The organism is Cohnella rhizoplanae, from assembly GCF_948329515.1.
Taxonomy (GTDB): Bacteria; Bacillota; Bacilli; order Paenibacillales; family Paenibacillaceae; genus Cohnella; species Cohnella rhizoplanae.
On record NZ_CAOJCN010000021.1, the window covers coordinates 1 to 23317 of the forward strand.

The following is a 23317-nucleotide window of genomic DNA, read 5'->3' on the forward strand; positions in this document are numbered from 1 at the left end:
GTCCCACGCGTACCCATCTCGAACACGACCGTTAAGCCCTCCAGCGCCAATGGTACTCGGACCGCAGGGTCCCGGGAGAGTAGGACGCCGCCAGGCCGACAAGCAGCACAAGAGAACCACCTTCTTCGGAGGGTGGTTCTTTTCGTTGTGTGCGGAAAAGAATGTTCAGACGTTGCCAAAAGAGATCTTAAACGCGACGCCTGGAGGTGAAGCACTGGAAGGTGACGCCGAACTTGTCCTTCACGACGCCATAGGCAGGGCTGAAGTGAAAGGCGCCAAGCGGAACCTTGACCTCGCCCTCTTCCTTCAGCGCCTCGTAAATACGGGTCGTTTGCTCGGCATGGGGCGTCGTGATACATATGGTGAGCAGATCGCCTTCTCGCGCGGGCTTGCCCGGATCGCAATCGGCGACCATCAACAGAGCGTCGCCGATTTTTAACTCGCTGTGCGCGATACGCCGCTGCGCCGAATCGGTCTCAGGCTGTCCGGGATCCTCCGTGCCGGCCTCGACCGTCTGCACGAAGGAGACCTCCGCGCCTAGTGCCGTGACGTAGAAATCGATCGCCTCGCCGGCGCGGCCGTCCAACATTACAAAAGGAACAAGTTGCACGCTCATTCTAACTCAACTCCTAGGCTTGAATTGAGGTAGGCAGCACCTCTAAGACGAGCCTAACGGATAATGGTGACAAGTGTTGTCATTGATCTTTGCTGCGTGCACATTAAATTTCGACTGTATCCTCGTAAGATGCCAAAATCGAGTTAAGAAGGCCGGGGAAACGCGTCTCCAGGTCGTCCTCGCGAAGCGAGAGGATGCGCTGCGTACCGTGTACCCGCGTGCGGATGATTCCGGCTTCTCGCAGCGTACGGCTGTGATGCGTGACGGTGGACTTGGCGATGGGCAATTCGATATCCCCGCAGGCTCGTTCTCCGGCCTGTTTGAGCTTGAATACGATCATAAGCCGGACAGGGTCGCTAAGGGCATATAAGACGGAAGAGAGCTGGATATCCGCCGTATCTGGATGAAATAGAGGCTTCATGATGCGGAGCCCTCCTTTGGTTTAGATTCGTAATTGCATTTTATCATAATGGATGTTATATTTCTATTGTTCGATAATCATAGTACAATAAAACATTGAAAATAAATGATTGGAGATGAATGACATGAACGCAAGCAATGCTGTGAATACAGCGAACCGCGTAGCTGCGAATACGGATATTCCGACGTTTAAGTCGGAGAAGGTCGCGACGCTCATACTTGGATTGGCGATGGTACTGGTCATCATGAATACGATGATGTTCAATCTGGCTCTGCCGGACGTTACGCAGGCCTTCGCGCTGTCGCCGTCGAGCGCTTCATGGATCGTGACCGGCTATTCTATCGTATTCGCGATTGCCTCGATTACGTACAGCCGATTGTCGGACTACGTGCCGATCCGGCGCCTTGTCGTAATCAGCTTGCTGCTCTTCAGCTTGGCTGCTATCGTCGGGCTGTTCGCGAACAGCTTCCTGATGCTGCTGATCGTACGGGTCGTGCAGGCGACCGGCGCCGGCGCGATTCCCTCGCTCTCGCTGGTGCTTATCAGCCGGTATGTGCCGGTGGAGCGCAGAGGCGCCGCGATGGCCATCATTATGTCTGCCGCATCGCTGGGTCTCGGTCTGGGTCCGGTAGTAGGCGGCGCGGTCGTGGAATACCTGGGCTGGCACTTCCTGTTCGCGGTCAGCGCGCTGACGCTGATCCTTGTGCCTATCCTGGCAATCGTGCTGCCTAAGGAAAGCAAGGGCGCCGGTTCGCTCGATCTGCCGGGCGCGCTGTTGGCCGCCGTCAGCACGACGGGACTGTTGTTATTCTTGACGAACCATCAATGGTACATGCTTGCCGGCGGCGCGCTGGCGCTCATTCTGTTCGCGGCTCGTATCCGCACGGCCCGGAATCCGTTCGTGCTGCCCGCGCTGTTCGGGAACCGCAAGTACCTGCTGCTAAGCGCCGTCGGCGTCGCGGCCTACCTCTCCAGCTTCGCGACGTTGTTCTTGCTGCCGCAGATTCTGGTGCATCTCCACGGCCTCAGCGCGATCGAGTCCGGTCTGGTGATCTTTCCCGGCTCGCTGCTGGCGCTCCTCATGTCGCGCAAGGTCGGCGGGATCATCGACCGCAGAGGCAACGCGGCGATTATCCGTTATATCCCGTTGCTGATCCTGCTGTCCGTCGTTTTATTCGCGCTGCTGTCCGGTACGTCGTATGTATCGATCCTGTTGATCTACATGCTGCTGAGTCTCGGCTTCACGTTCATGACCAGCAGCATCTCCAACGAGATGTCGCGGCTGCTGCCCGCTTCGCAGATCGGCTCGGGCATGGGGCTGTTCCAGCTCCTGCAATTCGTAAGCGGCGCATTCGGCGTCGCGCTGTCCGCGAGCGCGATCGACTGGCAGAAGAGCCTGCCGCTGAAGGAAGCATACAGCAACATCTACTGGGGGCTGGCCGTCGTCGTCCTGCTGTCGCTGGGCTGCGCGTACCTCTATCTTCGCGGCCGAGGCGCGAAGCCCGCGTTGTCTCCCGCCGTGCAAGCCGATCGCCCTTAAGCTATAGTAATAGCAAGAAGGGGGTTGAGCGCTCGCATGCACATTCGTCACCTGACGCTCGAGGATTTCGACGAGCGGATCGCTTTATCCGAATTTGCGTTTCAATTCAAGATGCCCGAGCGCAGGCGTGAAGAGGAACTCGCGTTTTTCCGCCCCGCAGAGCATATCGGCGCCTTCGATCAGCAGGGCAGGCTGCTGTCGGCGCTAATCCTCCTCCCGCTGCGCGTCTGGGTGAACGGTACCAGCATGAGCATGGGAGGCGTCGCCGGCGTAGCGACCTGGCCGGAAGCCCGAAGGCACGGATGCGTGTCGCGCCTGCTGCATCAGGCGCTCAGGGAAATGCGCGAGCAGGGGCAGACCGTCAGCATGCTGCATCCGTTCGCGTTTTCCTTTTACCGCAAGTATGGCTGGGAGATGACGGTGGAGCGCAAGAAATACGAGCTGGAGCCGCATCACTTCCCTGGAAAAAGCGACGTTGCGGGCACCGTCGAGCGAATCGGGACGGATACGGCCGTTGTGTCGCACGTATATGCAAAGGTAGCTGCGCGTTATACCGGTACGCTGGACCGGACGGAGGAATGGTGGACGCGCAAGCGCTGGAACACGCCGGGCCTGGTGGCGGTGTACCGCAATGCGCAGGGCGAGCCGGAAGGCTATCTGCATTATCAGGTGGAGAACCGGGTCATGACGGTATTGGAGTGGGTTGCGCAGACCGAGGACGCCCGCGGCGGATTGTGGAACTTCGTCCGCAATCACGACTCGATGATCGACCGCGTGCTCATGACGGTATCGGCGGACGACCCGCTGCCGTTTCTCGTCGCGGATCCCCGCTTCAAGCAGGAGCTGCAGCCGTACTTCATGTCGCGCATCGTCGACGCGGAAGCGTTCGTCTCGAAGTACAGGTTCGCGGCGGGTGCAGCAGAGGAGATCCTAGTCCGGCTGTCGGACGTTCATGCTCCATGGAACGAAGGCATGTTCCGCCTGATCTTCCAAGCGGACGGCGAGGCGATACTTATCCGAGTCGAGGAAGCCGGAGCCGATTCGGCCCCGGCTGCGGCGATCCTGGACACCCAGACGCTGACCGCGCTGCTGCTGGGCGGACGTCGCCCGGGGCTGCTGTCTGCGGCTGGCAGGCTGAACGCGGAACGTGCTGCCATCGATACGCTGGAACGCCGTATTCCGCGTTATCGCACGTTTCTGATGGATTTTTTCTAATTGATTATCGACACACGCGCCTATCCGCACCAATCACAAAACCGGCCACCCACGCGGCGGCTCGGTTTTGTGCTTTAATCGGCGCGTCACGGCTTCCGCCCCTTGGAGGCTTCGTAACGATCGACCGCTTCTTGGACGGGATCCTTGCCTGGAAGCTTGGCATTGATGCGCAGCAGAAGAAGGATCGCGACGACGAGCAGGATGAAGTTTACGAATTGCACGGCAAACACCGCCCTTGTGGGATATATTCCTAATGTATATGAAACGGGAAGGAGCGGGAAGTAAAATCCGGAAGCTCGGCGGCCGTCGTTAAATGACCCGTATTTGGTGCATACTGATGATCAGAATGCCGTGATCGGCGAACCTCAAGCGCTCGTGCGAGCGGGGTTGCATTTTCAAATAAAGCGCGTATAATATGGATATAGTCAAAGAAAGTCAAAGTCAGATGTCAAAGCCGTTCTCCGGAAAGGGGGTTAGGCTCTTGCTATGCGCAACATATCCGATCTGATCGAGCACTATCTGAAGCAGATATTGCAGAGCAGCGCGGGATCGATCGAGATCCAGCGGGGGGATCTGGCGGAGAAGTTCTCTTGCGTGCCCTCGCAGATCAATTACGTCATCAGCACCAGATTTACCCTTGAAAAGGGGTATAGTGTAGAGAGTAAACGGGGAGGCGGCGGCTACATCCGCATCCAGCGCGTGGACCTGCCGTCGCTCGAGGCCGTGCAGCGTCTGCTCCTTCAGAGCACGGGTACCCGAATCGACGAGACGAAGGCGAACGGACTGATCTATCAGCTCGAGGAGGCCGGGATCGTCACCGTCCGGGAGGCGCATCTCATGCGAACCGCATTGTCGCCGGAGGCGCTTCCTCTCAAGCAGCCGCTGCAGGACGAGCTGAGGTCGAACCTCATGCGGGTCATGCTGCTGGCGCTTCTGGCCCGGTAGACCCAGCCGGAAGATAACCGCGAATCATCGACGCTACGGGGAGGAGATTAAGGTGCTATGCCAGGAGTGCGGCCAGAGGCCGGCTACGCTTCATTTTACGAAATACGTAAACGGGGAAAAGACGGAGCTGCATATATGCGAGGCCTGCGCCAGGGAAAAGGGAGAACTCATCCCGGGCTCGTCCTCCGGCTTTTCCATCCATAATCTGCTCTCCGGTCTGATGGACTTCGATCCCGTCGGTCTCTCCGGCGCCAAGGCGCAAGCCCAGACGCTGCGCTGCGAAGGCTGCGGCATGACCTACGGTCAATTCAGCAAGCTCGGCCGGTTCGGCTGCGCGCGCTGCTACAAGCAGTTCGCGGAGCGGCTCGACCCGCTGCTGAAGCGCGTGCACGGCAATACGGTCCACGTCGGCAAGGTGCCGAAGCGGGCAGGCGGGCTGGTGAGGCTGCGGCGCGAGATCGACGGGCTGAAGCGAGAGATGCAGAGCCGGATCGAGGGCGAGGACTTCGAGTCCGCGGCCGACCTGCGCGACCGCATCCGCGAGCTTGAGCGCGAAGTCCAGAACGGTTAGGGGGCAGAGCACATGGGTAATCGGAAATATACCGCGGAGGCGCTGAGCCCCTGGATGAAGGGGGAGGCGCCCGATCGCGACGTGGTGCTGAGCAGCCGGGTCCGCATCGCCCGCAACTTGCGTCATCTGCCTTTTCCGATGATGGCCTCCGCCGCTCAATCGGTGGAAGCGATGGAGCGTCTGCTCCAAGTCGGAGAGAGCGGCAGGCTGAGCGGCTTGGGCGAAGTCAGCAGCGTGCGTCTGACGGAGCTGAGCGAGCTGGAGAAGCAGGTGCTGGTCGAAAAGCATCTGATTAGCCCGGCGTTGGCCAACCATGCCCAACACGGGGCGTTGATGCTCGGTCCCGGCGAGGACATCAGCCTGATGGTGAACGAAGAGGACCATCTTCGCATTCAATGTCTGCATGCGGGATTCCAGCTCAAGGAGACCTGGGATACCGCGAGCAAGATCGACGATATCTTCGAGGAAGCCGTCGACTACGCGTTCGACGAGAAGCACGGATTTCTGACCAGCTGCCCGACCAATGTCGGCACCGGGATTCGCGCATCGGTCATGATGCACCTGCCCGCGCTCGTGATGACGGGACAGATCAACAGGATCCTGTCGGCCGTCACGCAGGTCGGCCTGGCGGTCAGAGGCGTATACGGCGAAGGCAGCGAGGCGACGGGCAACCTGTTTCAAGTATCCAACCAGATCACTTTGGGTCAGTCGGAGAGCGAGATCATCGACCATCTGCACGCGGTCGCCCGCCAGATCATCGAGCACGAGAAGGCGGCGCGGGCCAGGCTGATGAGCGATTCCAGGTTGAAGGTGGAGGATCGGGTCAAGCGCTCGTTCGGCATCCTCAGCTATGCGGCGATGATCGACGCCAAGGAAGCCTCGCAGCGGCTGTCCGACCTGCGGCTCGGCGTTCATCTGGGCCTGCTGCCCGAGGTGGACGAGGGAATGCTGAACGAGCTGCTGGTCTCGATTCAGCCGGGATTCCTGCAGCAGGCGTACGGCGAGGCCCTCGATTCGGATCAGCGGGACATGACCCGCGCCCAAATGATCTCGTCCAGACTGGCAACTCATGCCTAAATCAACTATTCTTATATTATACGGAGGAGGTGCTGTCTCATGATGTTCGGACGATTCACCGAACGCGCACAGAAGGTTCTTGCATTGGCACAGGAAGAAGCAGTGCGCCTGGGACACAACAACATCGGTACGGAGCATATTCTGCTCGGTCTTATCCGCGAAGGCGAGTCCATCGCCGCCAAGGCGCTGATCGCGCTCGGTCTCGGTCTCGAGAAGATCCAGGACGAGGTCGAGTCCCTCATCGGACGCGGCCAGGAGCAGCCGACGAACATCGCGTATACGCCGCGCGCGAAAAAGGTCATCGAGCTGTCGATGGACGAAGCGCGCAAGCTCGGTCATACGTACGTCGGCACGGAGCATATCCTGCTCGGCCTGATCCGAGAGGGCGAGGGCGTGGCGGCCCGCGTGCTGAACAACCTCGGCATCAGCCTGAACAAGGCGCGCCAGCAAGTGCTGCAGCTCCTCGGCAGCAGCGAGAGCGTGTCGCAGAACCACGGCCCTTCGAACAACGTCAGCACGCCTACGCTTGACGGCCTGGCCCGCGATCTCACGGCCAGCGCCCGCGACAACAATATCGACCCGGTCATCGGCCGCGCCAAGGAGATCGAACGCGTCATTCAGGTGCTCTCCCGCCGGACCAAGAACAATCCGGTGCTCATCGGCGAGCCGGGCGTCGGCAAGACGGCGATCGCCGAAGGCCTTGCGCAGCGGATCGTGAACAACGAGATCCCCGAGACGCTCCGCGACAAGCGCGTCATGACGCTCGATATGGGCTCCGTCGTCGCAGGTACCAAGTATCGCGGCGAATTCGAAGACCGCCTGAAGAAGATCATGGACGAGATTCGCCAAGCGGGCAACGTCATCCTGTTCATCGACGAGCTGCACACGCTGATCGGTGCCGGCGGCGCGGAGGGCGCGATCGACGCGTCCAACATCCTGAAGCCCGCTCTCGCGAGAGGCGAGCTCCAGTGCATCGGCGCCACGACGCTCGACGAATACCGCAAATATATTGAAAAGGACGCCGCGCTCGAGCGCCGCTTCCAGCCGATCACGGTCGACCAGCCGTCGCCCGAAGAAGCGATCCTGATCCTGAACGGCCTGCGCGACCGCTACGAGGCGCATCACAGGGTCAAGATCACGGACGATGCCATCGAAGCCGCGGTCAAGCTGTCCGATCGCTATATCACGGACCGCTTCCTGCCGGACAAGGCGATCGACCTCATCGACGAGGCCAGCTCCAAGGTAAGACTGCGCTCGTACACGGTACCGCCGAACCTCAAGCAGCTTGAATCGCGCCTCGAGGATATCCGTAAGGAGAAGGACGCGGCCGTGCAAAGCCAGGAATTCGAGAAGGCGGCAGCGCTGCGCGATACCGAGCAGAAGATTCGCGAGGAGCTCGACTCCACGAAGAATCAGTGGAAGGAAAAGCAAGGCCGCACGGACTCCGAGGTGACGCCGGACGATATCGCCCAGGTCGTCGCGAGCTGGACCGGCATCCCGGTCGTCAAGCTGGCCGAGGAAGAGACCGAGCGCCTGCTCAAGCTCGAGAGCATCCTGCACGACCGCGTCATCGGCCAAGAAGAAGCCGTCAAGGCCGTCGCCCGCGCCGTGCGCCGTTCCCGCGCCGGACTCAAGGATCCCAAGCGTCCGATCGGCTCGTTCATCTTCCTGGGCCCTACGGGCGTCGGCAAGACCGAGCTCGCGCGCGCCCTGGCCGAAGCGATGTTCGGCGACGAGAACGCGGTCATCCGCATCGACATGTCGGAGTACATGGAGAAGCACTCGACCTCCCGTCTCGTCGGCGCGCCTCCGGGATACGTCGGCTACGACGAAGGCGGACAGCTCACCGAGAAGGTCCGCCGAAAGCCGTATTCGGTCGTGCTGCTCGACGAGATCGAGAAGGCGCATCCCGAAGTGTTCAACGTGCTGCTGCAGGTGCTCGAGGACGGTCGTCTGACCGACTCCAAGGGCCGTACGGTAGACTTCCGCAACACGCTGATCATCATGACGTCGAACGTCGGCGCCGACCAGATCAAGCGCAATTCCTCGCTCGGCTTCACCGCCGTGCAGGATGCGGGCAAGGACTACAACAACATGAAGGATAAGGTGCTGGGCGAGCTGAAAAAGTCGTTCCGCCCCGAGTTCCTGAACCGGATCGACGAGACGATCGTCTTCCACCCGCTCGCCGAAGAGCACATCGCGCAGATCGTCACGCTCATGGCCGACGATCTCAAGAAGCGCCTCGTCGAGCACGACGTCAAGTTCGAGCTGACCGAAGCGGCCAAGAGCTTCCTCGCCAAGGAAGGCTTCGATCCGGCTTACGGGGCGCGTCCGCTGCGCCGGGCGATCCAGAAGCATATCGAGGACCGTCTGTCCGAGGAACTGCTGCTCGGCAAGATCTCGAAGGGCGACTCGCTCGAGATCGACGAAAAGGAAGGCGCGCTGGTCGTGAACAACACCAAGCCGTCGTCTCCCGAAGAGAGCGAAGCCGTCAAGAACAACGTTTAATCCGATCGTATGCCCTATCCGCGCCGGCGGGACACTCGTTTAGAGTCGTCCTGCCGGCGTTTTTTGCGTTACCGGAGATATTCCCTCTTGCCGATTGCGCCCCGCACGCGCAACGCGTATGATCGAATTAGACTAAAGCGAGGTGGAAGGATTTGCCGATCAAGGTGCTGATCGCCGACGACAACTCATTTATCCGCGAAGGAATGAAGATCATCCTGTCGAGCTTCGAGGAGTTCGAGGTGGTCGGAACCGTGGAGGACGGGGCGCAGGCCGCCGCCTTCTGCGAGGCGCAAGCGCCGGACGTGGCGCTGCTCGACGTGCGCATGCCGAACATGAACGGGGTGGAGGCCGCGAGGCTCATCGCCGCCCATACGACGACCAAGCCGCTCATCCTGACGACGTTCGACGACGATGAATATATTCTGGAAGCGATCAAGGCGGGAGCCAGAGGCTACCTGCTGAAAAATAACGATCCCGAACGGATCCGCGACGCCATCAAGAGCGTGCACAACAACCATGACGTGCTTCAGGACGTCGTGCTGGACAAAATCAAGGCGCAGCTCGCGCAGAGCGCCGCCCCGCAGCAGCAACAGCCGGTACCGGCCGCACCTTATGCCCGGCCCGGCGAAGCGATCGACCGCAGTCTTTTCACCGAGCGCGAGCTCGACATTATGGAGCAGATCGCCCGCGGCTTGTCGAACAAGGAGATCTCGCGCAAGCTGTTCATCTCCGAGGGCACGACGGCCAACTACATTACTTCGATCCTGAACAAGACCGGCCTCGAGCACCGCACGCAGATCGCGATCTACTACCTAACGGGCGAGGCACGCGTGCCGGAAGAGGAGTAAGAGGCGACGATGGAGTTGTGGCTGCTCGGAAGCAAATCCGCATTGCTGCTGTTTATCGGATATATGCTGTACGCGACGCCTCACGATGCGTCGTTCCGTCCGGCTTATATGCTTGTTCTGTTGATCTACCTGTGTCTGAGCTTCGGCATTCCGCCCATGCGGCGCTTCAAGAAGGCGTCGCTCGCGCTGTATGCGCTGTCCGCCGCCCTCGCGGTCTACGGCGCCTTGGAGCTGCACCCGCTGTTCCTGCTGCTCGCCGTCCCGAGTCTATACGAGCTGGCTGCGGGTCTGGGCGCCGTCTCTTGGCAGACTGCGGCCGTGCTAATCGCGGCCGCATGGCTGCTGCCTGCGGAGGACCGGCCGCTGTACGCGCTGACCGCCGCGATGTGCTTCATGCTCTATATCTCCACTAACAGGCTGCACGCCAGGCTCGCCCTCCGCGAAGAAGAGCGGGACAAGCTGCAGGAGGACGCGCGCAGGCTGACCCGGGCGCTGGCGGACAACGAGGAGTATGCGCGCCAGTCCGAGTATACGATCAAGCTGGAGGAACGGGGCCGGCTGTCGCAGCAGATCCATGACGAGGTCGGCCACTCGATGGCGGGGGCGCTTATCCAGATGGAGGCTGCCAGACGCCTGCTGGACGCCGACCGGACCAAGGCGGAGGAACTGCTGGGCAACGCGATCGTCATCTCCAAGGAAGGGCTGGAGCGCATCCGGCTGACGCTGAAGCAGACCAAGCCGCCTGCCGAGCAGCTGGGCATCGGGCGCCTGCAGCTGTTCGTGGACGAGCTGTCGGCGAAGTACGATATACGGGCGACCCTGAACTACGCCGGCGATCTGGATGCGATCACGCAGCTGCAGTGGCGCATCATTCAGGCGAACGTTACCGAAGCGGTCACCAACTCGCTGAAGTACAGCGGCGCCGAGTCGATCGCGGTCGAGGTGATCGTGTTCAACAAATTCGTCAAGGCCGTCGTGCGGGATGACGGCCGCGGCGCGGACAAGGTCGTCAAGGGGCTCGGCATCGTCGGGATGGAGGAGCGTTCGGCCGCGGAAGGCGGCACCATCATCGTGGACGGCTCCCGCGGCTTCAGCGTGACGACGCTGCTCCCCGTCCGCGCAGGTTCATGACGATTCTCATGAACGCATCATATGAGATTTCTCATGTTAAAGGGTGAACTTATGCACTGACATAAGGGCGTCCTTTTTCTTTATGATTAGAGCATCAAATGAACGACGGGAGCGAATGCGCGATGAATATTATCGAGATCGGCGGACTGACCAAGAAGTTCGGGGACTTCGCGGCGGTGGACAATATGTCTCTTACCCTGAAGGAAGGGGAGATCTTCGGCTTCCTCGGCGCCAACGGCGCGGGTAAGAGCACGACGATCAGCATGATCGCCTCGCTGCTCCGTCCGACGAAGGGCGAGATCAAGTTTCTCGGCAAAAACATCGCGAAGAACGCGCACTTCGCCAAGATGAACATCGGCATGGTGCCGCAGGATCTGGCCATCTACGAGGATATGAGCGCGTATGAGAACGTAAGGTTCTTCGCCGGACTGTACGGCTTCAGAGGCGGCGAGCTCAAGGCGCGGGTCGAGGAAGCGCTGAGCTTCGTCGGACTGGGCGACAAGCAGAAGGAGCTTCCCAAGAACTTCTCGGGCGGCATGAAGCGGAGGCTTAACATCGCCTGCGCGATCGCGCACCGGCCGAAGCTCATCATCATGGACGAACCGACGGTCGGCATCGACCCGCACTCTCGCAATTACATTTTGCAATCGGTCAAGGAGCTTAACCGCATGGGCTGCACGATCCTGTACACGAGCCACTACATGGAGGAAGTCGAAGAGATCTGCACGCGCATCGCCATCGTCGACCACGGCAAGATCATCGCGGACGGCACCAAAGAGCAGCTCAAGGCGATCATCACCGACTCCAAGGAAATCTGGATCGACGTGAAGAGCGTCGAGGGGCTGAATCAGGAGCAGTTGAAGGAAATTCGCGGCGTCCTGAGCGTCCGGATCGAGGAGCAGCGGATCAAGATCCAATCCCGCGCCGAGATCGGCAACCTGAACGACATCGTCCAGCAGCTCATCCGCGACGGCATGGAGATCCGCGCGGTCGAGGAGCAGGCGCCGAACCTGGAGACGGTATTCCTGACGCTGACCGGCCGGAATCTGAGAGACTAAGGGGGACACGCGCGTGAACACGCTGCATATCGCAAAAAAAGAGATCGTAACGGCGCTCCGCAATAAATCCACCTTTATCTTCATGCTGGCCTTCCCGATCGCGCTTATGCTCATCCTCGGGCTGGCGCTGTCCAACGCTTTCTCCGGCAGCGTGGAGATCGACGATATCAAGATGGCGTACAAGATCGACCAGGCCAGCCCCGCGCTCGCCGCAGGATGGCAGAGCTTCGCGGATGCAGCCGAAGAGAGCGGAGTCACGATCGAGGCGCTCCCTCCCGGACAGGACGGCAAACAGGCCGTCAAGGAAGCGCAGTACGCGGCGTACGCCGAAGTCTCCGACCAGGGCATCGACTTCTACGACAACAGCCGGAGCACGATCGAGAGCAATATTTTGCAGGGGATGCTGACATCCTTCGCAGACCGCTACAATCTCGTGGCGGCCTACGCAAACGCCGGCGCCTCATCCCCGGCAAGCGATGCCGGGCAGACGTCCGTACAACTGGTGAAGACCTCTTCGCTCACGCCGGATAGCAAGCCCAATTCCATGGACTACTACGCGATCGCGATGACGACGATGATTGCTTTGTACGCCGCGCTCAGCAGCGCCTCTCTGATCGAGAGCGAGCGCTCCCGCCATACGATCGTCCGGCTGTCCGCCGCGCCGGTGTCCAAGACCGAGATCTTCGCGGGCAAGGTGCTTGGCGGCACCGTCATCAACGCCATATTCATCGTCGCGGTGATGCTGCTCAGCCACTTCGCATTCGGCGCGAACTGGGGCGATCATCCGGGGCATGTCCTGCTCGTCCTGCTGACCGAGGTCGTGATGGCGGTCGGATTCGGTCTCGCGGCGGGCATGATCTTCCGCAACAAAGCGTCGCAATCGTTCCTGCTCATCTTCATTCAGATCGCCTCGTTTGTAGGCGGCGCATACTTCCCTGTGGACGATTTCGGCGGCTTCATCGGCGCCATATCCTACTATTCTCCGCTTCGCTGGAACAACTCGGGCGTCATGCAGACGGTGTTCGGCGGCGATACCTCGGCCGCCCTATGGGCAGCCTGCTATAACCTGGCCGGCGCTGCCGTGCTGCTCGCCATATGCATGTTCCTGATCCGCAGAAGGGAGACGATCTAACCGTGAAAACGATCCTCTGGCTTATGGCGCATACGCTGCGCAATACATTCCGCAAACGGTCGAATATCATCCTGTTCCTGCTGCCGGTCGCCGGCGTGATGCTGTCGGCCGGCCTATACGGCCAGACCGGCGGTACCGGCCTTAGCATCGGCATCGTACAGCAAGACGGCGCGGATGCCGTCGGCCGCGACGTCGCCGCCTTCGTCGGGGCGCTCGACGGCGTGAAGCTGACGGATACGTCGGATGCCGATCTGAGAGACCGGATCGCGGCCGGCAAGCTCGATGCCGGCATCGTGATTCCGCCGGGATTCGGCGAGTCGCTCAAGGCGGGCAAGCCGATGCAGCTCGAGCTGCTGTCCGTCAAAGGCGCGCAGGTGACGGCTTACGTCCAGGCGATGCTGGACGGCTATCTGAACAACGTCGCCTCGATCGCCGCCCAAGCGAAGGGAGACGAGGCGCGTTTCGAACAAATTTACGGAGAATATACGAAGGGCAGCTTCAAGGTCAGCCGCGAGCAATTGACCGATGCGTCCAACGTGAAGGACACGACTTACCAATCGCTCGGCTTCCTGGTCGCCTTCATGATGTTCTCGGCCGTCAATATGTCGGAGATGATCCTGCGGGAGAAGGAGAATCGCACGTTCCTGCGACTGCTCTCCTCGCCCGTCACCGCCAAGTCGTACGTCGCGGCCAACGTCGCGGTCAACGTCGTCGCCATGGTGTTCCAGACCGCGCTCACGCTGTGCTTCATGCGATACGTGCTGGATATCGACTCCGGCGTGCCGATCATGCAGCTCGCGTTTTCCCTGGTGCTCTTCGGCATTGGAGCGATCGCGCTCTCGCTCCTCATCGTCTCGCTCTCCAAGTCCAGAGGCCAATCGAGCGCGCTGCAAAATCTCATCATCACGCCGACGTGCCTGCTCGCGGGCTGCTACTTCCCCATGGAGATCATGCCCGATGCCATCCGCAAGATCGGCGCATTCCTGCCGCAGCACTGGCTGCTCGACACGGTGAACCGCCTGCAGCAAGGCGACAGCTTCGGCAGCCTGTATATGAACCTGCTGATCCTTGCAGCCTTTGCCGCCGCCTTCGCCGCGATCGCGATCTTCCGGTTCAGCCGCAACAACGATACGAGAACCTTCGTTTAACGATGCCGCGTTCGCGACGCTCCGATGCCTTTCCTCCGTTCCGCCGCCAGGATTGTCCCTGCGGCGGATCTTTGCGCTTCGGGGAGGGGCGGACTTTAACCGGGTAATGCAAGTATGATACACTTCTTATAACTAGCGAATGACGAAGGGAATCCCATGGCCAAGCTGAAAATCAAGTTCGTCTGCACCGAATGCGGCACCGAATCGCCCAAGTGGATGGGCAAGTGCCCGGGGTGCGGCGCATGGAACACGATGGTGGAAGAAGCGGAGCAGGTCGTGAAGGCGAACGTCGGCCGCAGCAGCGAGCTGACCCGGACGAAAGAAAAGGCCCAGTCCATCATACACATAGAAAGCGGCAAGGAACCGCGTATCCCGACGGGCAACGGCGAACTCAACCGCGTGCTCGGCGGCGGGCTCGTGCCGGGCTCGCTGCTGCTCGTCGGCGGCGACCCGGGCATCGGCAAGTCTACGCTGCTGCTGCAGACGTCGAATACGCTCGCCGGGCAGGGCCTTACCGTGCTGTACGTATCCGGCGAAGAATCCGTGCGTCAGACCAAGCTTCGCGCCGACCGGCTGGGCGCGCTGAGCGAGCGTCTGTTCGTCCTATGCGAGACGAACCTCGATCTCGTCGAGCAGTCGATCGAGGAAGTGAAGCCGGACTTTCTCGTCATCGACTCGATTCAGACCGTATACCGTCCGGACGTGCCTTCGGCGCCGGGCAGCGTCGCGCAGGTGCGCGAGTGTACGGGCCAGTTCATGCGCATCGCCAAGCAGGGGGGCGTCGCGACCGTGCTGGTCGGCCACGTCACCAAGGAAGGCGCGATCGCGGGTCCGCGCCTGCTCGAGCATATGGTGGACTGCGTCCTCTACTTCGAAGGCGAGCGGCATCATTCCTACCGATTGCTGCGGGCGGTCAAGAACCGCTTCGGCTCGACCAACGAGATCGGCATCTTCGATATGTCGGAGGACGGTCTGCGCGAGGTGTCGAATCCGTCCGAGCTGTTCCTGACCGAGCGTCCGCTCGGGGTATCCGGTTCGACGGTCGTCGCGAGCATGGAGGGGACGCGGCCCGTGATGGTCGAGCTTCAGGCGCTCGTCGCGCCGACGCACTTTCCGTCGCCCCGCCGCATGTCCTCGGGTCTCGACCATCACCGCATCTCGCTCGTCATCGCGGTGCTGGAGAAGCGGATGGGCATGTTCTTCCAGAACCAGGACGCCTACGTGAACGTCGCCGGCGGCATCAAGCTGGACGAACCGGCGGCCGACCTGGCCGCGGCGGTCAGCCTGGCATCGAGCTTCCGCGACCTGCCGACCAAGCCGGACGACGTCGTGTTCGGAGAGGTGGGGCTCACCGGCGAGGTGAGGGCGGTCTCCCGCGCCGAGACGCGCGTCAAGGAGGCGCTCAAGCTCGGCTTCAAGCGGGTCATTCTGCCGGAGGCGAGCATGAAGGGATGGCAGCCGCCGGCCGGCATCAGGCTGGTCCCGGTCAAGTCGGTAGCCGAAGCGCTCAAGGCGGCATTGGAATAGGGGGTACGGATAGCGTGACGAAGGAGATCAAAGACAAAGAACGCGAGCAGCAGGATGTGATGAACCAGCTGCTGCAGATGGTCGCGCCCGGCATGCCGCTGCGCGACGGGCTGGAGAACGTGCTGCGCGCCAAGACGGGGGCGCTTATCGTCGTCGGCTACAGCCCGGAGGTGATGGAGGTCGTCGACGGCGGCTTTTCGATCAACTGCGACTTCAGCCCGAACTACCTGTACGAGCTGGCCAAGATGGACGGCGCGATTATCCTGAGCGAGGACGCCAAGCGGATCCTGTACGCCAATACGCAGCTCATTCCGGACCCCTCCATCTCCTCGATCGAGACGGGGATCCGGCACCGCACTGCGGAGCGCGTGGCGAAGCAGACGGGCAAGCTCGTCGTGTCCATTTCCCAGCGCCGCAACATCATCACGATGTACCAAGGGCAATTGCGCTACGCGCTCAAGGACATGGCGGTGATCCTCACGAAGGCGAACCAGGCGATCCAGACGCTGGAGCGGTACCGCGCGGTATATACGCAGACGCTGACGGACCTGTCGGCGCTGGAGTTCGAGAGCCAGGTCACGATGCACGAGGTCGTCTACGCGCTGCAGCGGGCGGAGATGGTGCTGCGCATCCGGATGGAGATCAAGCGGTACGTGCTCGAGCTGGGCAACGAAGGCCGTCTGATCAACATGCAGATGGAGGAGCTGGTGGGCAACGCCGAAGAGGAAGCGCGGCTGCTGCTCAAGGACTACGCCAAGGACGCCTCCGAGGAGCGCATCCGCGAGATCCAGCACGCGCTGAAGAAGCTGAGTTCCGAGGAATTGCTGGATACGGTGCTGATCATCCGCCTGCTCGGTTACCTGTCGCTGAGCGCCGTAGCCGAAGAGGGAATGCCGTCACGCGGCTACCGGATCCTCGGCAAGATCGCGCGTCTGCCGGCCGTCATCATCCACAATCTCGTCGAGCGCTTCGGCGCCCTGACGCATATCGCCCAGGCTTCGATCGAGGAGCTGGACGAAGTCGACGGCATCGGCGAGGTGCGCGCCCGCGCGATCCGGGACGGACTGCAGCGCATCCGGGATCAGGTGTTCATTGACAGACAGATATAGGCGTCATACAATGGGGAATGTTGCCTGCGGAGACGATATCTGCATCCGCTCGCAGCCGGCTCTTAGACTAGCCCGGCAGGGGCCATGCCGTCCAAGCGTTGGCGATCGGTCCGATCGGGTATAGTAAAGTAGAGGTGAAAACCAATGTTTACAAAGTCACTGCCGAACTTGTTCACCATAGGCAATTTGTTTCTCGGCGTCGTATCGATCATATTGGCTTTTAACGACCGCGCGGACGGCGCGGCGCTGCTGGTGATCATCGCCATGCTGCTCGACGGTCTCGACGGCCGGGTGGCCCGGGCGCTGAACGTCCAGAGCGAGTTCGGCAAGGAGCTCGACTCGCTGTCGGACGTCATCTCGTTCGGCGTCGCGCCGGCCTTCATCATGTATCAGGCCGCCTTCATCGACGTCAATCCGGCGCTCGCGTGGATCATTACCGCCATCTTCCCGATCTGCGGCGCCTTGCGGCTCGCCCGCTTCAACGTGATCGAGGGCATTCCCGGCTACTTTATCGGCCTGCCGATACCGGCGGCCGGAGGCGTGCTGGCGACACTCGCCCTCTTCCACAACGATCTGCACGTTTATCTGCTGCTCGTAGCCACATTGGCGCTGTCTTTCCTGATGGTCAGCAGCCTGAAGTACCCGAACTTCAAGAAGCTCGGCCTGCCCAAGGCCGCGATCTGGGCCGTGCCGCTCGTCGTGGCGGCCGCGGTCATCCTGGCGTTCATGTTCCCCCGCGCGATCCCCAACTTCATCCTCGTGATGCTGCTGCTGTACGCGCTCTGGGGCTTAAAAAAAAACGTTGAGCGCCTGTTCTCCGGCGCCTACAAGCGCCTGCGCCGCAAACGGCGCAATAAAGAGGAGCGCCCGCGCCGCGGCGCGTAGCCGGTCCCCGGCCGGTTCCGCAGGCCGCCTCCATGAACGCAAAAGCCGTCCCTCGCCGATAAGGCGAAGGACGGCTTTTTTGTATTGCCGCGACGGTCTCCCGATCTAGGTCAGGTTAAACCAGCCGAGCGTGCTGCATTTCTCAGATTCCTTGGTGACGACTTCATCCAGGTTGACGCCAAGCAGATTGCAATAAGCGGACAGATAGAACAGGTTCTTGCCCATCTCCGAACGAATGATGTCGGCGCATTGCTCGCAGAGCTCGCCCGCCATATGGGACTTGGTCTGACGCTTGGCCTCGTCCAGCTCCAGTTCGGGGGTGAAGCCCTGCTGCCTGGCGCTGAGCTCGATACACCCGCATTCGGTGATGGACTTGGACACAGCCCGGTTGACCGAAGCGTTCGATTGACTGTACTTGGTCATGACATCCAGCAAGCTGCGGTGACGAAGCAACAGCTCCGAGACCTGCTGCTGAAATTCCTGCAGCGTTGGCGCGCTCATTCCATCCACCTCGGTTGCCCGTATTGGCGTTGCTTAGCCATATTATAGTGCAAGGCGTCCGGTATTACAAAGCAATCCGGCGTTCACGAGCATCGGCTCTGCACGGACTTCCGCTCTTCCTTCCGGACTTCCGTCCCCCGGGGAGCAGCCCTCGGAGACGCGGACAGCGAATTTCACATTCGGAAATCGGCGTTCTTTCCCATCTCCATGACGATTAACTCTCGAATTTTTGGACCATACTGGTAGCAAATCAGGTTATTCTTGGGAGTGATTCTTATGTTGATGAAAAGACTGATTCAAGCCTTCGGATTGCTGGCAGGCCTCGCGATCGGACAAGGATTCGCGTCGTCGGCGGGCTCGCCCGGCAGCCGGACGTCCTGGATGGGTGGCGCGCTCGGCACGGCTGCGTACGGCGGCGGCATCGGCGCTTATTCCGCTTGGATCGGCGCCGTTCTGGGGCTGCTGATCGCGACGGCCTGCGCGGGAGCGCTGTCCGAGCTGCTGCGCAAGGGCGTAGACAGGCTCGCGGGCATGCCGGCCGCGCAGCTGCTCGCGGGGCTCGCGGGCGGCGGCACGGGCCTCATCCTCGCGATGCTGCTCATGCCGTATCTCGGCGCCGTGCCGCGCGTGGGCGCGCTGCTCTCGGCGTCGGCGGCGCTCGCGTTCGCGTATGCCGGAACGCACATCGGCCTGCGCAAGCAGGAGGAGGTATCCGGCTGGGGCGCGGAACGGCGCAAGCCCGAACCGGCCGCCGAGGCTTCGCCCAGGTACGAGGAACACAAGATTTTGGACACCAGCGTCATTATCGACGGCCGCATCGCCGACATTTGCAAGACGGGATTCATCGAGGGCACGCTGGTCATCCCCGAGTTCGTCCTGGAGGAGCTGCAGCATATCGCCGACTCGTCGGACCTGCTCAAGCGCAATCGCGGCCGCAGGGGGCTGGACATCCTGAACAAAATTCAAAAAGAGCTCGACGTGAAGGTACTGATCTACGAGGATCCGGGCGATGAGACCGGCGAGGTCGACAGCCGGCTGGTGAAGCTGGCTAAGGCGATGCGCGGCAAGGTCGTCACCAACGACTTCAACCTGAATAAGGTGTGCGAGCTGCAAGGCGTGTCCGTCCTCAACATCAACGACCTGGCGAATGCCGTGAAGCCGGTCGTGCTGCCGGGCGAAGAGATCGTCGTGCAGGTCATCAAGGACGGCAAAGAGCACGGCCAAGGGGTCGCGTACCTCGACGACGGCACGATGATCGTGGTCGAAGGCGGCCGCGACTTCATCGGCACGACGATGGAGGTACTCGTCACGAGCGTGCTGCAGACGTCCGCGGGCCGCATGATCTTCGCGAAGCCCAAGCTGCTCGAGCGCGCGCTCTAGGACGTCCTGCGCCGGCTATCCTGAGGCGTCAGCTAGACCGGCCGAATGCGCGAGCCGCCGCGTAGTGGCGATTCGCTGAGGCTGCATAAACTGCCGCGGCTGCTCAATCTGCCGCGTAATGGCGATTCGCCGCGATCGCTCTATCCATGCGTCCGGGCGATTCGCCGCGGCCGCTCAATCCGCAGCGGCCGGGCTTGTCCCGCTCCCTCTTGGAAAATAAGCGCCGACCGGGTATGATGGAAGGGTATACGGGCGGGACCCGCTGGGGTCCCGTCCTTCTTCACGATCGCGGACGGATGCGGGCTGGGTCCGCCCGCGGTCATGCCAAGCGAAAGAGGGCGTGCACATGGACTGGGGAGCGGTCATCGTCGCGGCGGGACGGGGCAAGCGCATGGGCGCCGACGTGAACAAGGCGTACCTGCCGCTGGCCGGGCGTCCGGTGCTGGCGCATACGCTGGAGGCGTTCGAGGCGTGCGAGGCGGTCGCCGAGATCGTCGTCGTCGCCGCTGCGGGCGAAGAAGCCGCGGCCGAGGCGCTGGCGCGCGAGCTGGGACTGCGCAAGGTGACGCGCGTGATCGCGGGCGGAGCCGAGCGGCAGGACAGCGTGTATGCCGGGCTGGCGGCGCTTCGGACCGAGGGCGCGCTGGTGCATGACGCGGCGAGGCCGCTCGTGACGCCGGAGCGGATCGCGGCCTGCTGCGAGGCCGCTGCGGCGCGGGGTGCCGCAGCGCTGGCGGTGCCGGTCAAGGACACGATCAAGCTGTCGGACGGCGGCGGGATGATCGTGTCTACGCCGGAGCGCAGCCTGCTGTGGGCCGTCCAGACGCCGCAGGCGTTCCGCCGCGCGGAACTGATGGACGCCCACGAGCGTGCGAGGCGCGAGGGCGCCACCGCGACGGACGACGCGATGCTGCTGGAGCGGCTGGGCCGCAAGGTGGCGATCGTGGAGAGCGATTATTCGAACCTTAAGATTACGACGCCGGAGGACCTGCCCATCGCTGAATTGCTGCTGGAGCGGCGCCGGCGGGACGGACTGGAGCGAATCAGATGATTAGAGTGGGACAAGGCTTTGACGTGCATCAGCTGACCGAGGGGCGTGCGTGCATCATCGGCGGCGTTCATATTCCATACGAAAAGGGACTGCTGGGCCACTCCGACGCCGACGTGCTGCTCCACGCGATCAGCGACGCGGTGCTCGGCGCGCTGGCGCTGGGCGACATCGGCAAGCATTTTCCCGATACGGACGCAGCCTTCAAGGACGCAGACAGCGTCCAGCTGCTGGAGCGGGTGTGGGCGCTCGCCAAGGGGCGGGGTTACCGGCTCGGCAACGCGGACGCGACGATCATCGCCCAGGCGCCCAAGATGGCGCCGCATATCCCCGCGATGGTCGACGTAATCGCGCGGACGCTGGAGGCGGAGGCCGACCAGGTGAACGTGAAGGCCACGACCTCCGAGCGACTGGGCTTCACGGGACGCGGCGAGGGCATCGCGGCGCAGGCGGTCGTGCTGCTGGTCAAGCAAGATTAACGATGCTAACTGTGGAGGTGCATGGACATGACTAATCTACCGGCCGGCAAGGTCCGGGTTCGCTACGCGCCGAGCCCGACGGGTCACTTGCATATCGGCAACGCGCGCACCGCTATTTTTAACTACTTATTCGCCCGCCATCACGGCGGGGACTTCATCATCCGCATCGAGGACACCGACGTCAAGCGCAACGTCGCCGGGGGCGAGGAGAGTCAGCTGACGTATCTCAAGTGGCTCGGCGTCGATTGGGACGAGAGCGTGGATCGCCACGGCGATTACGGTCCGTACAGGCAGACGGAGCGCCTTCATATCTACGACGAATTCACCAAGCAGCTGCTGGACCGCGGCCTCGCTTACCGCTGCTACGCGACCGAGGAGGAGCTGGAGGCGGAGCGCGAGGAGCAGCTCGCGCGCGGCGAGACTCCTGCCTATTCGGGCAAGTACCGCGATATCACGGCCGAGCAAGAGGCGCAGCTCGTCGCCGAAGGCCGCATACCGGCGATCCGGTTCCGCGTGCCGGAAGGACGCACGTACACCTTTAACGACCTGGTCAAAGGCGAGATTACGTTCCGCTCCGAGGACTTCGGGGACTTCGTCATCGTCAAGCGCGACGGCATCCCGACCTACAATTACGCCGTGGCCGTGGATGACCACCACATGGCGATAAGCCATGTGCTGCGGGGCGAAGACCATATTACCAACACGCCGCGGCAGCTGATGATCTACGAGGCGCTCGGCTGGGAGCCGCCCGTGTTCGGCCACATGACGCTGATCGTCAACGAGAGCCGGAAGAAGCTGTCCAAGCGCGACGAGTCGATCGTCCAGTTCCTCGAGCAATATGACGGACTCGGCTACCTGCCGGAGGCGCTGTTCAACTTCATCGCGCTGCTGGGCTGGTCGCCCGAGGGAGAGGAGGAGATCTTCTCGCGCGAGCAGTTCATCGAGATCTTCAAGGCCGAGCGGCTGTCCAAGAGCCCGGCCGTGTTCGATACGGCCAAGCTGAACTGGATCAACCAGCATTATATGAAAAACGCGTCGCCTGAGCGCGTGCTGGAGCTGTGCCTGCCGCATCTGAAGAAGGCGGGCAGAGTCTCCGAGCAGCCGGACGAACGGGAGATGGCCTGGGCCGCGGCGCTCGTGACGCTGCTTCGTGAGCATCTGCGCTTCGGCGCGGAGATCGTGCCGCTGTCCGAGCTATTCGTGCGCGAGCGGGTCGAAGTCGACGACGAGGCGCGCGAGGTGCTCGCCGATCCGCAGGTGGCGACGGTGCTGGAGGCTTTCGCCCGGCAGATCGAGGCGGCTGGCGACGAGGGTTTCACGGTCGAGGGCATGAAGGCGCTCATCAAGGCGGTGCAGACCGAGACCGGCGCCAAGGGCAAAGGGCTGTTCATGCCTATCCGCGTGGCGCTGACAGGGCAGATACACGGGCCGGACCTGAACGGCACGATCTGGCTGATCGGCCGCGAGCGCGCGCTGGCGCGCCTGCGCGAGACGGCCGCGTCGCTCGGCTGAGCCTGGACACGGCGGTTGGCGGCAGGGTTGCTGCTGAACCGCGGATTTTTCACCGCTATTCGCATGATGGCAGTGAGCTGTCGGGGCCGGATAGCGGAACTTATTTCCGCTATCCGGCAGGGAAGGTAGCATGTGCAGGTGAATAGCGGAGCTTATTTCCGCTATGCGGCAGGGAAGGCAGCATGTGCAGGTGAATAGCGGAACTTATTTCCGCTATCCGGCAGGGAAGGCAGCATGTGCAGGTGAATAGCGGAACTTATTTCCGCTATTCGGCCGGAAAGGAAGCATGTGAAGGGGATAGCGGAACTTATTTCCGCTATCGGCTACGAAGGCGACATGTACAGGTGAATAGCGGAACTTATTCCGCTATCGGCAGGGAAGGCGCCACGAAGGTGACTAGCGATGCTCCGCCGTCGCCTCGCACTCCGCGATGGCCCGCCGCGCCCCCCCTTGCCACCTGCAGGACGTTGCACTATACTTGCTGTAATAGCGACGAACAGGAGAGTACGCCACGACTAGGAACGACCAGAGAGGACTGTCCAGGGTGAGAGCAGTCTCGTTCCGACGTGGGGGAAATGCGCCTGGGAGCCGCAGCGCCGAGCGAATCGACGTGCGCCGCCGATCCGACCTGACCGCAGGCGGACGGCGGCGGGCGCGCGTTAGGCG

At 61.9% G+C, this 23317-nt stretch carries 22 protein-coding genes and 1 rRNA gene; 19 read left to right on the forward strand and 4 right to left on the reverse strand.

Annotated features, from left to right (window positions below):
- Window positions 1–96: ribosomal RNA gene (gene rrf / locus PQG80_RS22930) — 5S ribosomal RNA — on the forward strand; the annotation flags it as partial.
- Between the two features lie 91 nt (window positions 97–187).
- Here rrf and PQG80_RS22935 read toward each other — a convergent pair.
- Window positions 188–616: a VOC family protein gene (locus PQG80_RS22935; protein ID WP_271753986.1), complete on the reverse strand. Its 429-nt coding sequence runs from the start codon at window positions 614–616 to the stop codon at window positions 188–190.
- Window positions 617–719: 103 nt separating this feature from the next.
- A complete protein-coding gene (locus PQG80_RS22940) occupies window positions 720–1037 on the reverse strand; it encodes an ArsR/SmtB family transcription factor (protein WP_271753987.1) in 318 nt (105 codons plus the stop codon).
- 124 nt (window positions 1038–1161) lie between these two features.
- Here PQG80_RS22940 and PQG80_RS22945 point away from each other — a divergent pair, with 124 nt between their 5' ends.
- Window positions 1162–2577, forward strand: a complete 1416-nt coding sequence (locus PQG80_RS22945; protein WP_271753988.1) for an MFS transporter — start codon at window positions 1162–1164, stop codon at window positions 2575–2577.
- A gap of 36 nt (window positions 2578–2613) precedes the next feature.
- Window positions 2614–3792, forward strand: coding sequence for a GNAT family N-acetyltransferase (locus tag PQG80_RS22950; protein WP_271753989.1), 1179 nt, complete (start codon window positions 2614–2616; stop codon window positions 3790–3792).
- A gap of 86 nt (window positions 3793–3878) precedes the next feature.
- Here PQG80_RS22950 and PQG80_RS22955 read toward each other — a convergent pair whose 3' ends face one another.
- Window positions 3879–4013 carry a hypothetical protein gene (locus tag PQG80_RS22955; protein WP_271753990.1) on the reverse strand — a complete coding sequence of 45 codons (135 nt, stop codon included), beginning with the start codon at window positions 4011–4013 and terminating at the stop codon, window positions 3879–3881.
- A gap of 265 nt (window positions 4014–4278) precedes the next feature.
- Here PQG80_RS22955 and PQG80_RS22960 point away from each other — a divergent pair, with 265 nt between their 5' ends.
- The 12 genes from PQG80_RS22960 to pssA all read left to right on the forward strand — a co-directional run bounded on the left by PQG80_RS22960 (window position 4279) and on the right by pssA (window position 17731).
- Window positions 4279–4737: a CtsR family transcriptional regulator gene (locus tag PQG80_RS22960; protein WP_271753991.1), complete on the forward strand. Its 459-nt coding sequence runs from the start codon at window positions 4279–4281 to the stop codon at window positions 4735–4737.
- Between the two features lie 52 nt (window positions 4738–4789).
- A complete protein-coding gene (mcsA, locus tag PQG80_RS22965; protein ID WP_271753992.1) occupies window positions 4790–5308 on the forward strand; it encodes a protein-arginine kinase activator protein McsA in 519 nt (172 codons plus the stop codon).
- A 12-nt stretch (window positions 5309–5320) separates the two neighbouring features.
- A complete protein-coding gene (locus PQG80_RS22970) occupies window positions 5321–6385 on the forward strand; it encodes a protein arginine kinase (protein WP_271753993.1) in 1065 nt (354 codons plus the stop codon).
- Between the two features lie 39 nt (window positions 6386–6424).
- Window positions 6425–8893 carry an ATP-dependent protease ATP-binding subunit ClpC gene (gene clpC / locus PQG80_RS22975; RefSeq protein ID WP_271753995.1) on the forward strand — a complete coding sequence of 823 codons (2469 nt, stop codon included), beginning with the start codon at window positions 6425–6427 and terminating at the stop codon, window positions 8891–8893.
- 203 nt (window positions 8894–9096) lie between these two features.
- Window positions 9097–9741: a response regulator gene (locus PQG80_RS22980; RefSeq protein ID WP_432432802.1), complete on the forward strand. Its 645-nt coding sequence runs from the start codon at window positions 9097–9099 to the stop codon at window positions 9739–9741.
- A 9-nt stretch (window positions 9742–9750) separates the two neighbouring features.
- Window positions 9751–10872, forward strand: coding sequence for a sensor histidine kinase (locus PQG80_RS22985; protein WP_271753998.1), 1122 nt, complete (start codon window positions 9751–9753; stop codon window positions 10870–10872).
- Between the two features lie 122 nt (window positions 10873–10994).
- Window positions 10995–11930, forward strand: a complete 936-nt coding sequence (locus PQG80_RS22990) for an ABC transporter ATP-binding protein (protein ID WP_271753999.1) — start codon at window positions 10995–10997, stop codon at window positions 11928–11930.
- Between the two features lie 13 nt (window positions 11931–11943).
- The gene (locus PQG80_RS22995) at window positions 11944–13062 is read left to right on the forward strand and encodes an ABC transporter permease (RefSeq protein WP_271754000.1); all 1119 of its coding nucleotides are present in this window, start codon (window positions 11944–11946) and stop codon (window positions 13060–13062) included.
- 2 nt (window positions 13063–13064) lie between these two features.
- Window positions 13065–14210, forward strand: coding sequence for an ABC transporter permease (locus tag PQG80_RS23000; RefSeq protein ID WP_271754001.1), 1146 nt, complete (start codon window positions 13065–13067; stop codon window positions 14208–14210).
- A 156-nt stretch (window positions 14211–14366) separates the two neighbouring features.
- Window positions 14367–15737: a DNA repair protein RadA gene (radA, locus tag PQG80_RS23005; RefSeq protein WP_271754002.1), complete on the forward strand. Its 1371-nt coding sequence runs from the start codon at window positions 14367–14369 to the stop codon at window positions 15735–15737.
- Between the two features lie 14 nt (window positions 15738–15751).
- Window positions 15752–16846 carry a DNA integrity scanning diadenylate cyclase DisA gene (gene disA, locus PQG80_RS23010; RefSeq protein ID WP_432432800.1) on the forward strand — a complete coding sequence of 365 codons (1095 nt, stop codon included), beginning with the start codon at window positions 15752–15754 and terminating at the stop codon, window positions 16844–16846.
- 144 nt (window positions 16847–16990) lie between these two features.
- Window positions 16991–17731, forward strand: a complete 741-nt coding sequence (gene pssA, locus PQG80_RS23015; RefSeq protein ID WP_271754003.1) for a CDP-diacylglycerol--serine O-phosphatidyltransferase — start codon at window positions 16991–16993, stop codon at window positions 17729–17731.
- Window positions 17732–17836: 105 nt separating this feature from the next.
- Here pssA and PQG80_RS23020 read toward each other — a convergent pair whose 3' ends face one another.
- Complete coding sequence (locus PQG80_RS23020; protein WP_271754004.1) at window positions 17837–18232, reverse strand: DUF1573 domain-containing protein; 396 nt, start codon at window positions 18230–18232, stop codon at window positions 17837–17839.
- A gap of 276 nt (window positions 18233–18508) precedes the next feature.
- Between PQG80_RS23020 and PQG80_RS23025 the strand changes: the two genes are divergently transcribed.
- The 4 genes from PQG80_RS23025 (at window position 18509) to gltX (ending at window position 22651) form a co-directional block, all read left to right on the forward strand.
- Window positions 18509–19612: a PIN/TRAM domain-containing protein gene (locus tag PQG80_RS23025; protein ID WP_271754005.1), complete on the forward strand. Its 1104-nt coding sequence runs from the start codon at window positions 18509–18511 to the stop codon at window positions 19610–19612.
- A 346-nt stretch (window positions 19613–19958) separates the two neighbouring features.
- A complete protein-coding gene (gene ispD, locus PQG80_RS23030; protein ID WP_271754006.1) occupies window positions 19959–20663 on the forward strand; it encodes a 2-C-methyl-D-erythritol 4-phosphate cytidylyltransferase in 705 nt (234 codons plus the stop codon).
- Complete coding sequence (gene ispF, locus PQG80_RS23035) at window positions 20660–21139, forward strand: 2-C-methyl-D-erythritol 2,4-cyclodiphosphate synthase (protein ID WP_271754007.1); 480 nt, start codon at window positions 20660–20662, stop codon at window positions 21137–21139. The genes ispD and ispF overlap by 4 nt, the downstream gene beginning before the upstream one ends.
- 27 nt (window positions 21140–21166) lie before the next feature.
- Window positions 21167–22651, forward strand: coding sequence for a glutamate--tRNA ligase (gene gltX, locus PQG80_RS23040; RefSeq protein WP_271754008.1), 1485 nt, complete (start codon window positions 21167–21169; stop codon window positions 22649–22651).
- Window positions 22652–23317: the final 666 nt, after the last annotated feature.